The sequence below is a fragment of the Streptomyces sp. NPDC036764 genome, assembly GCF_055609385.1.
Window position 1 is genome coordinate 125492 of record NZ_JBVJPT010000004.1, and the last position, 13282, is coordinate 138773.

General features: G+C 71.5%; 11 protein-coding genes. 3 read left to right on the forward strand and 8 right to left on the reverse strand.

Translation table 11 applies throughout. The annotated features are described in order from the left end of the window. Nucleotides 1-123 precede the first annotated feature (123 nt). The 6 genes from ACZ69Q_RS18750 to ACZ69Q_RS18775 all read right to left on the reverse strand — a co-directional run bounded on the left by ACZ69Q_RS18750 (nt 124) and on the right by ACZ69Q_RS18775 (nt 6002). The gene (locus ACZ69Q_RS18750; RefSeq protein ID WP_471042930.1) at nt 124-1308 is read right to left on the reverse strand and encodes an MAB_1171c family putative transporter; all 1185 of its coding nucleotides are present in this window, start codon (nt 1306-1308) and stop codon (nt 124-126) included. After that, nucleotides 1305-2552: an MAB_1171c family putative transporter gene (locus ACZ69Q_RS18755; RefSeq protein ID WP_471042933.1), complete on the reverse strand. Its 1248-nt coding sequence runs from the start codon at nt 2550-2552 to the stop codon at nt 1305-1307. Before ACZ69Q_RS18755 ends, ACZ69Q_RS18750 begins: the two co-directional genes overlap by 4 nt. Then, nucleotides 2549-3049 (reverse strand): toxin, encoded by a 501-nt coding sequence (locus tag ACZ69Q_RS18760; RefSeq protein ID WP_471042934.1) that lies wholly within the window; start codon nt 3047-3049, stop codon nt 2549-2551. Before ACZ69Q_RS18760 ends, ACZ69Q_RS18755 begins: the two co-directional genes overlap by 4 nt. Nucleotides 3050-3182: 133 nt before the next feature. Next, complete coding sequence (locus tag ACZ69Q_RS18765) at nt 3183-3773, reverse strand: XRE family transcriptional regulator (RefSeq protein WP_471042937.1); 591 nt, start codon at nt 3771-3773, stop codon at nt 3183-3185. 382 nt (nt 3774-4155) lie between these two features. After that, nucleotides 4156-5391, reverse strand: a complete 1236-nt coding sequence (locus ACZ69Q_RS18770; RefSeq protein ID WP_471042939.1) for a DUF6545 domain-containing protein — start codon at nt 5389-5391, stop codon at nt 4156-4158. Next, on the reverse strand, nt 5388-6002 hold the full coding sequence (locus tag ACZ69Q_RS18775; RefSeq protein WP_471042941.1) for a toxin-antitoxin system, toxin component family protein: 615 nt from the start codon (nt 6000-6002) through the stop codon (nt 5388-5390). The genes ACZ69Q_RS18770 and ACZ69Q_RS18775 overlap by 4 nt, the downstream gene beginning before the upstream one ends. Before the next feature lie 406 nt (nt 6003-6408). Here ACZ69Q_RS18775 and arfA point away from each other — a divergent pair, with 406 nt between their 5' ends. Both arfA and ACZ69Q_RS18785 read left to right on the forward strand, forming a co-directional pair. Beyond that, nucleotides 6409-7923, forward strand: coding sequence for an arabinosylfuranosidase ArfA (gene arfA, locus ACZ69Q_RS18780; protein WP_471042943.1), 1515 nt, complete (start codon nt 6409-6411; stop codon nt 7921-7923). A gap of 541 nt (nt 7924-8464) precedes the next feature. Further along, nucleotides 8465-9124, forward strand: coding sequence for a DUF4360 domain-containing protein (locus ACZ69Q_RS18785; protein ID WP_471042946.1), 660 nt, complete (start codon nt 8465-8467; stop codon nt 9122-9124). A 213-nt stretch (nt 9125-9337) separates the two neighbouring features. Here ACZ69Q_RS18785 and ACZ69Q_RS18790 read toward each other — a convergent pair whose 3' ends face one another. Next, nucleotides 9338-10297 carry an alpha/beta hydrolase family protein gene (locus tag ACZ69Q_RS18790; protein WP_471042949.1) on the reverse strand — a complete coding sequence of 320 codons (960 nt, stop codon included), beginning with the start codon at nt 10295-10297 and terminating at the stop codon, nt 9338-9340. Nucleotides 10298-10463: 166 nt separating this feature from the next. Between ACZ69Q_RS18790 and ACZ69Q_RS18795 the strand changes: the two genes are divergently transcribed. Next, complete coding sequence (locus tag ACZ69Q_RS18795) at nt 10464-11051, forward strand: TetR/AcrR family transcriptional regulator (RefSeq protein ID WP_471042951.1); 588 nt, start codon at nt 10464-10466, stop codon at nt 11049-11051. A gap of 118 nt (nt 11052-11169) precedes the next feature. Here the strand turns inward: ACZ69Q_RS18795 and ACZ69Q_RS18800 are convergent, their stop codons facing one another. Then, nucleotides 11170-13203 (reverse strand): dynamin family protein, encoded by a 2034-nt coding sequence (locus tag ACZ69Q_RS18800; protein WP_471042953.1) that lies wholly within the window; start codon nt 13201-13203, stop codon nt 11170-11172. Nucleotides 13204-13282 lie beyond the last annotated feature (79 nt).

Consider the following 13282-nt stretch of genomic DNA (forward strand, 5'->3'; position numbering starts at 1 on the left):
GGCCGACGGGCGCCCCGGCGCCCCGAAAGGGGCGCGGGGAACTGCGCGACCAGCCACGACGGTGCCGCAGACGAACGACGACACATCGCGGCACTCCCCATCGCGGCGCTTCCCGCGGAGCGCTTAGGCTCTCACCGTACCTTCACGCACCGTGTCCGCGGCGGCCGTTCCCCCCAGAGCCTGCGCCAACTCCACCAAACCGCCCGCACCGGACACCTCCGTGGCGTGCAGCCGGCAGGTGCTGGGCGTGCGCAGCGGCTCCTCGCGGGCCGCCGCCCGACGGGCCGCGGCGGCGAGCATGGCGGCCTCGGCGGCCACCCGCGCCGTGTGCACGGAGCTGCCCTCGGCCAGGGCGGCCGACCGGGCCCGCTCACGCACCCGGTCGTCGAAGTACGGCGCCAGCGCCAACAGGGCGTCGTGGATGGCCACTTCACGCCAATGCAGCCGCTCCGCCGGCGACTGCCACCAGGAGGACGCCGGTTTCGGGGCCGTCGACACGAACCCCACCCGCAGCCACAGCGGGTCCAGCCGCCGGTAGTCGCGCAGCCCGCGCCAGTGCCCCACGGCGGCCGGCAGCAGCCTCGGCAGCACGAACCCGGCGGAACAGATCAGCGCGGCCAGCGAGGCCATCGGCGGGGCGACCTGGGTGGACAGGAAGTCCAGGTCGTGTCCCGTCCAACGGGCCACCACCGCGGTGTACTTGGTGAGCTGGAACCCCACCAGGTCCAGCAGCGCGCCCACGCAGATCAGCCACAGCCCGGCCCGCAGCAGCCCGGTGACCTCCCGGCCCCACCGCACGCACACCACCGACATCGCCACGATGGCCGCGCTGTGCCCGAGCAGATAGAGCACGATCATCTCGCGCATACCGGGGGTGTTGGCGTAGTACGTGTCGAGGTCGGTCAGCCGCTCCACATGCGCGTCCGCCAGCGTGAACAGCGCGACGACGGCCACGATCAGCGGGGCGTACACGGCGATGCAGCGCAGCACCAGCCGCCGTACCCGCTCCCGGGGCCCGCCGCGCCAGTTGATCAGCAGGATCAGCAGCGAGCAGCTATACGCCGTCAGCAGCCCGTAGGTCAGCGGGGCGCCGAAGTTGGGGATTCCGGTGAGGTCGTTGACGGTGGCCAGCGTCATCGGGGCCGAGCAGAGGAACACCACGGCGCCGAGCGCGATGGCCACGCACGTGGACACGGTCAGCGGGTCGCGCAGGGTCGACGGCTTGCCGGGTGTCGTGCGCGGGCGCCGGAACAGCACGGCGGCGGACAGCGCGAGGACGGCGGCCGCCAGATAGACGACGAGACTCATACGGCGGTGCTCCGTTCGGCCGTGATCGCCCGCGCCCCGGCCGTGGCCGCGCGCACGAGCGGCGAGCCGGCCAGCGCGTCCGCGATCCGCACGAGCGCGTCCGTCCCGGGCGCCCGCTCCTGGAACCACTCCGACTCACCGGCGTACCCCGGCTGCCGAACCGCCCGCCCGGGCGCCGGTTCCGCGGCCAGATCCCCGCGCCCGACCCCGCGATCGTGGTCCGTGAGGCAGCGCCTGGCGGCCGCCGCGATCACCGCCGCCCACGCCGTCGCGGTAGCCCGCTCGGGGTCGTCCGTCGTACGCAGGGCGGCCTCACGCGTCTCGTCGTACAGCTCCCGGTCGACGTGGGCGTCCAGGTGGCTGAGCCCGTTGTGGATGCTGGTCTGGCGCCAGACCAGCCGGGTGACGGGGGAGGACCAGCGCGGGCGCGGCAGGCGCAGCCGGCGGCGGTCGAGGATGTCGTCCAGTTCGCGCTCCAGGGGTGCGAGACGTACGTACGTCCGCCAGGCCCGCCGCCACTCGGCCAACCGGGGCCCGGCCACCGGTATCAGCACGCCGGCGGCCGTCAGCAGGGCGCCGAGACCGGCGGCGGCCTGTGCGACGTCCGTGCCGAGGGCCGGCCAGTCCTGCCCGGACCAGCGGGCGGCCACGGCGACGAGTTTGGACATGCTGTACCCGGCGCCGCACACCGCACCGGCGCCCAGCGTGATCAGCCCCGCGCGCAGCGGGCCGCGCACCTCGCGGGCCCAGCGCAGCGCCGAGACGGCGGTGAAGGTGACGGCTGTGAGATGCCCGGCGAGATAGAGCAGGATCATCTCGCGCAGGTACGGCGTCGTCGCGTAGTAGGTGTCCAGGTCCTCCCGGCGCTCCACCGAGGCGTCGCCCAGGATGAACATCACCGCGATGCACAGCACCACACCGGCGTAGGCGAGCACCCAGCGGCGGGCGGTGCGGTGCACGCCCGGCCCGCCCCGCCACAGGACGACCAGGATCTGGGAGGCGGCGCTGTAGGCGGTGATCGCCGCGTACGTCAGCGGTGCCGCGAGGTTGGGGATCTCGCTGAGGCGGTTCACGGCGCCGACCGTGGGCGTCGAGCCGAGGAGAAAGCACAGCCCGCCCAGGCCCAGCACCGCGCAGATGGTGCGAAGGTACGGGTCGTCCCGGTGCCGGATCAGATCCGGGGCCTTCACCACCAGGCCGAGCCACAGCACCGCGCAACTGACGTAGCCGAGAGGGCCGTTCATCTCCTGGTCCCGCGGTGGTTGAGCGCGGCCCCGATACGTCCGGCGAGGTCCTGGGCGTCGGCGCCGGCCGCGAACACGGAGTCCGCGGAGGCCTCCAGCCAGACACGCAGCCGACGGCCCATCAGCATGCCGAACCGGTCCGCCTCCTGCTCGTCGGCGAGCGTGAAGTCGGTGCGGGCGGCGGCGGGTTGCGGGCCGGAGGCGGGGCCGCGCCGCTGGTGCATGTGCCACACCTCATGGCAGAAGATCACGATCTGGTGCCATACGGCGGCCCGCTTGTCGACGATGACGTCGTCGTGCGTCTCACGCTCCAGCCACAGCCCGCTGGCGGTGTGCGGGGGAAACACCTCGCGGTGCACGACGATGGGACGTCCGCGCCACTGGACGGCCGAGTCGACCACCGCCTGGAACAGGGTCTCCGCGTCCGCGGGGACGGGTACGCGGATGGGACCGATGAGGGCGTCGGCGAGGCGACGCATCTCCCTGTTCGTACGCACGGTTCTCCCCGTGGCCGCTGGACGTTCGACCCTGTGCAATATGCCAAGTCCCGTGTGGCCTCAGCCACCTGGAGCGCCGGTGCTCGGCCAGGGATGGCCGAAACCGAGCATGCGCACGGCCGGCGGGGCGTGCTCAGAGGTCGTCGTCCTCCGCCGGGTTCCGCTCCGTGATCATCTCGGCCCATTCCGCCAGCGCCTGGAGCTTGCGCGGCGACATGTGCGGCGCACGCCTGGCCAGCCGGTAGAACCCGGGAGTGCGCAGCGGGGCCAGCGGATCGGCCTTCGCCTCCAGCTCGGCCAGCACCGGCTGGAGCGCGGCGTGCAGTGCCTCCGCCTCGTCGGCGGTGAAGAATCCCGCGGGCAGGTCGAAGTGGCGGCGCATCCGGTCGGCGTGTTCCAGGCTGGGCAGTCCGCTGCGGCGCCACTCGCTCAGCCACTGTCTGCTCGTGCCGGCGATTTTGGCCAGTTCGTCGAGCGAGTACCGCTTGCCGTCCGGGCGGCGCCGGGTCTCGCGCAGGAAGTCCAGCCGCTGCCGGACACGGTCGCCCAGGCTCGTCTCCGGCACACTCCGGCCCGCCAGCAGGTCGGCGACCGTATCCACGGGGATGCCGGTCGCGTACGACAGCTCCGCCACGTCCAGCACCTCGGCCAGCCGGCCCGGCCGGCCCGTCAGCTCCTCTAGGCGCTCGCGCCGTTCGGCGAGGGAAGCGCGGGGGTCTGTCACCGAGGTCTCCCTGTTCTCCCTGGGCGTGGGCCGGATCCATGGCCGGGGCTCACGGGAGCGTATCGGGTCCCCCGGGCCGCGGCCAGCGCGTCATGGCAGCAATAGCTGCACTGTTTCGCAGCAATGGTTGACAGTAAAGGTCACGGCGAGCAATGATCGTGTCACTGAAAAGACGCATTCCGCTTTTGCGGCTCACGACTTCCGGCTGCGCACCCGCCTCTTGACGCGGCCGGATGCGGCCGGGGCACGCCTCGACGGGGGACGCGAGCACTCGGCTCGTCGTCTGCGAGGCCGCCCCGGCCTGTCACGGGGGTCCGGGCGCTGCCTTGGGGGAGCAGCGCCCGGGGCGCCCGCCTCGTGCACAACCCCCGCTCCGCACGGCTCAGTTGGTGACGCCGACGCCGTCCGGCCGGACCCGCGCCGCAGCCCGCTCCCGCGCCGCCCGGATGTCCTCCGCGTCGCGCAGTGCCCGGGACATGGCGCCGATGTCCCCCAGCAGTTCCGTGGTGTCGGTCTCGCCCGCGCCGTCGCCCTCGCGGGCCGCGCCCTTGGCGTCGACGGCGTCCAGGATCGCCACCGCGGCGGCCACTGCCTTCGCCCGCTGTGGCGGCAGGCCGGCGGCGACGGCGGCGTCGTAGGACCGCCCGCGCTGCTCCTCGTCGACGAACCTGGCCAGTGGCAGCAGTACATCGCGGATGAACGTCTCGCGGCGGATCAGCCGCAGCTCCGGGGTGGCGCGCAGGACGAAGGGGATGCCGCCGCCGTTGACGGTCCTCATCAGCAGGTACAGCGGCCGCAGTTCACGGTGCGCGAGCCTGAGGCGCCAGCGGTCGTGCAGATACTGGCCGGCGTGCGGAAGGATGAAGCCCACGGCGACCAGGATGGCGGACAGGCAGGCGATGGGCGGCGCCACCGCCGTGCTCAGCCAGTCCAGGTTCCGCCCGGCCCAACGGGCCGCCACGGCGGTCACCTTGGCGGCGTCGAAGACGAGCTGCAGGGTGTAGCCGACGCCGAGGCACTTCAGGCCCCAGCGCAGCCAGGCGTCCAGACCGTCGGTGCGGATCCAGTTCCAGATCAGCCAGTTGGTGACCAGTGCCGCCGTGGTGTGCGCGAGCAGGTAGAGCACGATCAGCTCGCGCATGTACGGCGTGGTCGCGTAGTACGTGTCCAGGTCCCGCAGCCGCTCCACGGGCACCTCCGCCAGCGCGAACAGCACCCACATCGCGACGATCACGCCGGAGTAGACGGCGACGACCCCGCGCATGGCCCGGCGGGTGCGCGGGGAGCGGTCGGACAGGCCGCTTCGCCAGGTGATGATCAGCAGCAGACAGCAGGCACAGAACGCGGTGAGCAGGGAGTACACCCAGGGTCCGGAGAAGTTCGTGATCCCCGTGAGCCGGTTGACGCGGGCGATCGTCGACGGCGCGACGAACACGAACACCGAGCAGGCGAGCAGCAGCAGCCCGCCGACCGCGCGCAGCAGCGGGTCGTTCCACAGCCGGATGATGCTGGGCAGCTTGATGGCGAGGGCGGCGGCGAGGATCCCGGCGGGGATCCACCAGAAGGTCGGATAGAACTCGTTGACGAACTCCACGGGCGTCAGCGCGAGCGCCGTCATGGTGCCGTACCCCGCTTCGGTCCTCGGTAGCCCAGGGACCGCTGGACCGGTTCGAGGGGCGCGTCCGCGCCGCCGCCGGTCAGCAGCGGCCGGAACGCGGCCGCCAGCCGGTGCCCGAAGTCGTCGGCCTCGGCCTCGTCCCGTTGCCGCGAGCCGGTGCGCGCGGCCACCGCGAGGGCCGTGTCCTGCCAACCGGGCGTGCCCGCGAACGCGTGCGCGGCAGCCGAGCCGTCCGTGTGGTGATGGCCGTGCCCGGCGTGCAGGTGCCACAACTCGTGGCCGAGGACGACCAGTTGCTGCACCGCCTCGGCCCGCTCCTCGACGATGACCAGGTCGAAGTCCTGGAACTCCACCCACAGCCCGGTCACTTCGATCTCGTCCGGGAACCGCTCGAACCGCAGCTCCAGGGGGCGCCCGCCGCGCCGTGCGCTCATCTCCGCGCACAGCGCGTGGCACAACTCGCCGACGTCCGCCGGGGGGTGGGGTCTGGCACGCACGGCCGCGCTGAGATCGGAAGCCAGCTCCCGCATCCCGGCGGCGACGGGAGAACGCCGCAGCCGTAACGCCGTGGCGACCCGGGCCGCCTTCCGGCGCGCGCCCGCGATGTCCATCGCACCCCCTGTTCCCCCGCCGTTCGGCGGGCCGTTCGAGCCTACGCGGCCCGAAGTGTTCGCGTCATGTGATCCGGCGACCGTTGTTCAACCGGGAACGAAGCGGTTCGCGGGCAGGGCGGGGCCGGGGCGGGCGGGGCCGGGTCGGGTCGGGTCGGAGCGTCGGTCGTCCGCGGGTCCGTGGGAGCCGGTCGGGCAGTTCCCCCACGCCCCTGGGGTGCCGCAGCGCCCGGCGCCGACTTCGCGGCGTCGCTGAGACTTCGGCGCCGTCCCGGAATTCGCGCACCGGGCATTGACTGGAAAACGCTTCCACCCTACGGTCCCGTTCGAAGCTACGTTCAGAAGTCGATATCTCGAACCGTACGCCCCTCAGGGGCGCGGGGAACTGCGCGACCGAAAGGCGAGCATGCACACCGCCCGTTTCACCCTCGACCCCGCCTTCACCGTCGGCCAGGTCAACCCCCGCCTCTTCGGCAGCTTCGTCGAACACCTCGGCCGCTGCGTGTACACCGGCATCTTCGAACCCGACCACCCCACGGCCGACGACAAGGGCCTGCGCCAGGACGTCCTCGACCTCGTCCGCGAACTCGGTGTCACAGCAGTCCGCTACCCCGGCGGCAACTTCGTCTCGGGCTACAAGTGGGAGGACTCGGTCGGCCCCGCGGAAGACCGCCCCCGCCGCCTCGACCTCGCCTGGCACTCGACGGAGTCCAACCGCTTCGGCCTCTCGGAGTACATCGACTTCCTCCGCAAGATCGGCCCGCAGGCCGAGCCCATGATGGCCGTCAACCTCGGCACCCGCGGCGTCGCCGAAGCCCTCGAACTCCAGGAGTACGCCAACCACCCCGAGGGCACCGCCCTGTCCGACCTGCGTGTCTCCCACGGCGACAAGGACCCCTTCGGCATCAGGATGTGGTGCCTGGGCAACGAGATGGACGGCCCCTGGCAGACCGGCCACAAGACGGCCGAGGAGTACGGCCGCGTCGCCGCCGAGACCGCACGCGCCATGCGCCAGATCGACCCGCGCGTCGAACTCGTCGCCTGCGGCTCCTCAAGCCAGTCCATGCCGACCTTCGCCGAGTGGGAGGCGACGGTCCTGAAGGAGACGTACGACCTCGTCGACCACATCTCCCTGCACGCCTACTACTGGCCCGAGAACGGCGACATCGACTCCTTCCTCGCCTCCGCCGTCGACATGGAGTCCTTCATCGAGAACGTCGTCGCGACCGCCGACCACGTGGGCGCACGGCTCAAGTCCAAGAAGAAGATCAACCTCTCCTTCGACGAGTGGAACGTCTGGTACCTGCCCGAGTGGGAGGCGCACGCCAAGACCTTCGAGCAGCATGACTGGCCGGAGGCCCCGCGCCTGCTGGAGGACAGCTACAGCGTCACCGACGCCGTCGTCTTCGGCTCGCTCCTCATCGCCCTGCTGCGCCACGCCGACCGCGTCACCGTCGCCTGCCTCGCGCAGCTCGTGAACGTCATCGCCCCGATCATGACCGAGCCGGGCGGCCCGGCCTGGCGGCAGACGACGTTCTTCCCCTTCGCGCAGGCCGCAGAGCACGGCCGCGGCCAGGTCCTCGACGTCCGGGTCGACTCCCCGACGTACGAGACGAGGAAGTACGGCGAGACCGACCTCCTGCACGCCACCGCCGTACGCGCCGACGACGGCACGGTCACCGTCTTCGCGGTCAACCGCAGTCGCACCGAGGCGCTGCCGCTCGACGTCGCCCTGAACGGCCTCGACCTGACGCGGGTCATCGAGCACAGCGCCCTCGCGGACGCCGACCCGGACGCCCGTAACACCCTGGAGGACCCCGAGCGGGTCGCGCCGCACCAGGCCGAGGGGACCGCGCTGAAGGACGGACACCTCACCGCCGTACTGGAGCCGCTGTCCTGGAATGTGATCCGGCTGGGCTGACCGACGGCCGGCCGAGCCGGGTGAGAACCCGCTGTCAAGGTCGCCTTGCAGCCGTCCGCCAGGCTGTCACCGAGTGCCGTGCGGGGCGGCGGACCGGCAGGGTCTCCTTCGTGCGTTCTCCGAGTACGGCGAGGTCGCCTGGCCCCCGGCGTCGATGTCCGGGCCGAGGAAGAGCCGCCGGTGTGAATGACCTCGCCTCCTGTGGACGAGCCGTCGGAAAGCGTCACGTCCGTGTGCACTCGCATATGGACGTGCGTAGCGCGTGCGCACTGGCCGTCCTCGCCGGCCATCCGGGCCATGTGCGGCTGTGAACGAGCTGAGGATCCTCCGCCCAACTGCACTGTAAATGGCCGGAGTTGGACCCTGTCGGCCGTACCTGTGGCTCCTACGATGCGTACGCCTTCGGCCTTCACAGAAACCTCACTGTTTCTTCAAAGGTTCAACTTCAACGGTTCAGCGGTTCAGCGGTTCAGCGAGGACTCGGCGAGGCCGGAACGAACGGCCGGAGGCGCAGCCACCCCCCATCCCCAAGGAGAGCTCCATGGCACGTGGACTCCTGCGGTTCCTGCTGAGCGGCGGCGCGTTGGCCGCTCTGCTCACCGCGACCCTGCCCGCGCAGGCGGCCCCCGCGTTCGAAGACCCGCCGCCGGACAAGATCGTCATCAAGGTCGCCACGGTGAACGGCTCCGGCTGTCCCCAGGGCACGACGGCCGTCGCCGTCTCCGAGGACAACACCGCCTTCACCGTGACCTACAGCGAGTACCTCGCCCAGGTCGGCGGCAACTCCGACCCCACGGCGTTCCGTAAGAACTGCCAGCTCAGCCTGGTCGTGCACGTCCCCGGTGGCTTCACCTACGCCATCGCCAGCGCCGACTACCGCGGCTTCGCCGCGCTCCAGTCCGGCGCGAACGCCACGCAGCGGGCCTCGTACTACTTCCAGGGCTCACCGAACACGCAGTTCCGCAACCACCCGTTCAGCGGGCCCCTCAACGACAACTGGCAGGCCACCGACGAGACCGACTGGGCCCAACTGGTCTGGGCGCCCTGCGGGAAGCAGCGCAACTTCAACATCAACACCGAGCTGAGGGTGAACCTCGGCTCGTCCCCGGCGAGCAAGGTCAGCTTCATGACCATGGACTCGACCGACGGTGACATCAGCACGGTGTACCACCTGGCGTGGAAGCAGTGCCCGCGCGAGTAGCGCACACGCCGGGCCGCGCCCGCTGAAGGAAGCGGGCGCGGCCCGGCGGCCGTGGCCGTCTCAGGTCGGCTCTCCACCCCCAGGGCGAGCGCCCCGGCGTAGCCCGCCGAGGGTGAACTGCCCGGTGCGCTCAGGGTCAGCAGCCCGGACGCGGCGCCCGCGTCGTCATCCTTGCCGGTCAGCTCTTTGTGCCCCCTCCTCGGCCCCGGCCGGCTACTTGGACTCCACCCGCCCGACGGCGTGGGGGCCCGTCGTCAGGGTGTCGCCCGTCGTTCGCCAGGTGTCGTCGGTGGGGTCGAACCGACTGCGGAGGTAGGCCGCGGTGAGGCGGCCGAGGGCGGCGACGAGTGCGGGGTTCTCGTCGGTGGTCTCGGCGGCGTCGTATCCGGCGATCCCGCCGAGTCCGTGCTCCGCGCCGAACAGGGTCAGCAGCGTCTTGGGCGCGGGGGCGAGGGCGTAGGGGTCGGCGTGCCACTGCGGTCCGGCGTCCGTGAAGTGCCGGGACTCGTCCTTGTCGCCGACGACGACCAGGGCGGGGGTGGTCATGGTGGAGAAGTCGGACGAGTGGACGAACGAGATGGCCTCGGCCATGGGGCCGTTCAGGACGTCGCCGCCCCTGCCGGGTGCCGCGAGCAGCACACCCGCGGTGATCCGGGGTTCGAGCAGGTCCACCGCTTCACCCGTGTCGGGGTCGGCGTTGCGGGCGCCCAGCAGGAGCCCGGCGGTGTGGCCGCCGAGCGAGTGCCCGGCGACGGCGACCCGGCTGCGGTCCACGCGCCCGGCCAGCTCCGGCACGGCGGCCTCGATCGCGTCGAACCGGTCGAGGATGTGCGTCATGTCCTCGGCGCGCTCACGCCAGAAGAAGGGCGCCCCCGGGGCGTCGGCGACCAGTTGGCTCAGGGTCCTGGAGCTGAGGTGGGTGGGCTGGACGACGACGAACCCGTGCGCCGCCCAGAGGCCGGCGAGCGGGGCGTAGCCGTGCAGGGAGGACAGATGGTGCGAGGGGCCGTGGCCGTGGGAGAGCAGGATGACGGGCAGGCCGGTCCCGGTCGCCGGGGCGGTGACGCGCAGGTGCAGGTCCACGGGGCGTCCGGGGACGGGCAGCACCACCGGGCCGTACGACAGCACCGGCACCGGTGGGTCGATGGCGGTGGTCTGAGTGGATGCGGGCATGATGCGCTTCCCTTCTGGTGGCCCGTGCCGCACGTCGAGCCGTTTCAGGGCAGGGGTGGGCAGGGTGGTCGGAAGTGCCCGGTTCGACTAACCTGAACCGGAACGCTGCTCCATTTAGTATCCGGAGCGCTGTTCCGTTTTGTCAACGGCGCTAGAGGAATGCCTGATGTCCAGCGAGAACCCGGCCGGGAAGACGTCGGCCCGAACCAAGCGGGCCGACGCGCAGCGCAACCAGCAGGCGCTGCTCGCCGCGGCAGCCGAGGTCTTCGTGACCTCGGGCGTCGACGCGCCGATCCGCCAGATCGCGGCCAAGGCGGGGGTCGGGATGGGGACGATCTACCGGCACTTCCCGACCCGGGCGGATCTCGTCACCGCGGTGTACCGGCACCAGATCGAGGCGTGCGCCGAGGCGGGCCCGAGGCTGCTGACCGAGGCCGACTCCCCGTTCGCCGCGCTGAGCCGGTGGATCGACCTCTTCGTCGACTTCCTGGTCACCAAGCACGGACTGGCCGACGCCCTGCAGTCGGACAGCAGCCGCTTCGCCGCGCTCCACACGTACTTCCTGGACCGCCTGGAGCCGGTGTGCGCGCAGTTGCTGGACGCGGCGGTGCTCGCCGGCGACATCAGGCCCGGGACGCGGCCCTACGAGCTGATGCGCGGCATCGGCAACCTGTGCATCGGGCGCGACAGCGACCCGCGCTACGAGCCCCGGCGACTGATCGAACTGCTCCTGGAGGGACTGCGGCGGGACTGACCCATGACCGCGTGCCGGGGCGGGACTCCACCCCGGCGCCCCGGCAGGACCCACCGGGCACAGGCCGACGCACCGCACCGGCCGGACCGCCTCCCGGGCCCGGCCGTGCGGTGAGGCGTCAGTCCGTCCTGTTGCGGTCGAGCAGGTCCTGGATGTCGGCGGCGATGGCGCGGCCCCGTTCCTCGACCGGCGTCAGGCGCCCGACGATCTCGCGGCTGCCGGCGGTGTTCTCGGCGCGCATGCGTTGCACTATCTCGTCCAGCGTCGCGCGCAGCCGGGCCCGGTGCCGGTGGTGGTACTCCGCGGCCGCGTCGATCACGCGCCGGCCGTCCCCGCGCACCATCTCCTCGAAGCCGATGCGGGCCTCCTTGGCCTGCTCGTCGATCATGTCCTTACGTTCCTGACGGGCCTGCTGGATCTTGGACTCCCGTTCCCGGAGGAAGTCCGTGATCCTGGCGATACCGATGGCGGCGAGGACGGCCGCTCCCACCGGCACCGCGATCGTGGCGAGACTGAGGCTCGTCGTCAGCCAGACCGCGCCGCCGGCCAGCGGGCTGGCGACACCGAGTACGTTCGCCGCGTCCTGGACCACGCCGTACGCCCGCCAGGGGTTGTCCCCGTCGTTCGCCACCGGGATGGAGTCGAGGTCGAGCGGCTCGGGCCCGACCAGCCGGGACCCGGTGTCCTCGCCGAACTGCGACCGCAGGAACAGCCGGGCACTGTCGTCGAGTGCCGCGCGTTCGCGCTCCCAGAGCGTGCCCGGTCCCTCGGGGCCCGTCATCCACTCGTTGAAGAGCTGGACGTGCCGGACACCGATCTCGTTGACGTGCTCGGCACTCAGGTTGCCGGCGTCGATCAAGCCGTCCAGCCCCCGGTGCAGTTCGTTCGCCAGGCCGCCGAACGCCCGCTGGGTCTTGCGGATCCTGCGGTCGAGTTCGTCGTTCAGCTCCGTCAGCATCCGCTGCAGGGACTCGTCCATGCCCTCCAGCTCTGCACGGAGGCTGTCCCGCTGGACTTCGAGCTGGTCCACGGCCACCCGGTGGGCGTCCAGCACATCGGCGATGGTCCGCCGTCTGCGCCGTACGACCCAGCCCGCCTCGTCCCCGATCAGCTTCAGATGCTTGTGCCCGGCGCCGGACTCCAACAGCCCCTGGAGGCGGTCGCGCAGTTCCCCCATCCGGCCACGTCGTCGAAGCGCGCTGCCGTCCCGGCCCTTGCCCTCCTCGAACTCGGCCTGGGCCTCCAGAGCCGCCGACACGGGAAGGAAGCCCTCCCCGATGAATCGCTCGGAGCTGGGGTAACGGTCGCGCAGATACTGGTTGTTGGTCGCCAGCACGTTCTTCCAGGCCGCCTGGTTGTGCTCGCGCTGCGCCGCCCGGTCGATCCCGGAGAGCACCCACAGCACCCGCTTCCTGGCCGGTACGGCATGTGAGTACAGGTCCCGGATCAGGCGCAGCTCGTTCGAGGTGAGGGCCTCGGTGGCCTGGCTGACGTAGATGAAGCAGTCGGCCTCCTTCCAGGCCTCGTACATGATCTCGTCGCGCTCCTCGTCCTCGGACTCCGAGCCCGGCAGGTCGAAGAGCTTGATCGGCAGTCGCGCCTTGGAGATGAGCAGCTCGATCCGCTCGACGTGATCGTTGACGTGCTCCGAGCGGCGATCGGTCTTGTTGCCGTCCGCCGCCGCGTAGGCGGCCACTTCGGCGCGATGCAGATCCGTGCCGACCTCCACCCAGTCGGCTCTCCCTTTGAACTTGACCCGCAGCAGCCCCCGCCCGTAGGCGTCGACCGTGGGGTCGTCCCCGACCGGGATGACCGTCGAGGGACAGGCGGTGGTCGGGCTCGCCGACGACGGCAGGATGCCGACGTACTCGTCCGACTGCTCGCCGTCCTCGTCGATGAACGGGAGGTATTCCAGGCCGCCTTGGAGGCCGCTGATCAGGAAGCTCTTGCCCGAGGACTGGCGTCCCAGCAGCGCCACCTTGAGCATGGTCGACAGGGCGCGGGTGCGCAGGGCCTCCATTCGTTCGACGTCCGACTCCAGGTCACGGGCGTCGGGGAGAAGGTCCGACACCTCGTCGACCGTCCGTAACCACTGTTCGCAACGGACCAGCAGATGCTTCAGCTCGTCCCGTGCTTCCTCCAAGGGCATCATGCGTCCACACCTACCCCAGCGGCTCGACGCCGGAGCGGGAAACGGCTGAGGCTGCTCGGAATCCACACTCGCGTGCAAC

Bases quoted from the DNA above. Each gene is read 5' to 3' on its own strand.
- ACZ69Q_RS18750 (WP_471042930.1), bottom strand. From the start codon at position 1,308: ATGAGTCTCGTCGTCTATCTGGCGGCCGCCGTCCTCGCGCTGTCCGCC.
- ACZ69Q_RS18755 (WP_471042933.1), bottom strand. From the start codon at position 2,552: ATGAACGGCCCTCTCGGCTACGTCAGTTGCGCGGTGCTGTGGCTCGGC.
- ACZ69Q_RS18770 (WP_471042939.1), bottom strand. From the start codon at position 5,391: ATGACGGCGCTCGCGCTGACGCCCGTGGAGTTCGTCAACGAGTTCTAT.
- ACZ69Q_RS18775 (WP_471042941.1), bottom strand. From the start codon at position 6,002: ATGGACATCGCGGGCGCGCGCCGGAAGGCGGCCCGGGTCGCCACGGCG.
- arfA (WP_471042943.1), top strand. From the start codon at position 6,409: ATGCACACCGCCCGTTTCACCCTCGACCCCGCCTTCACCGTCGGCCAG.
- ACZ69Q_RS18785 (WP_471042946.1), top strand. From the start codon at position 8,465: ATGGCACGTGGACTCCTGCGGTTCCTGCTGAGCGGCGGCGCGTTGGCC.
- ACZ69Q_RS18790 (WP_471042949.1), bottom strand. From the start codon at position 10,297: ATGCCCGCATCCACTCAGACCACCGCCATCGACCCACCGGTGCCGGTG.
- ACZ69Q_RS18795 (WP_471042951.1), top strand. From the start codon at position 10,464: ATGTCCAGCGAGAACCCGGCCGGGAAGACGTCGGCCCGAACCAAGCGG.
- ACZ69Q_RS18800 (WP_471042953.1), bottom strand. From the start codon at position 13,203: ATGATGCCCTTGGAGGAAGCACGGGACGAGCTGAAGCATCTGCTGGTC.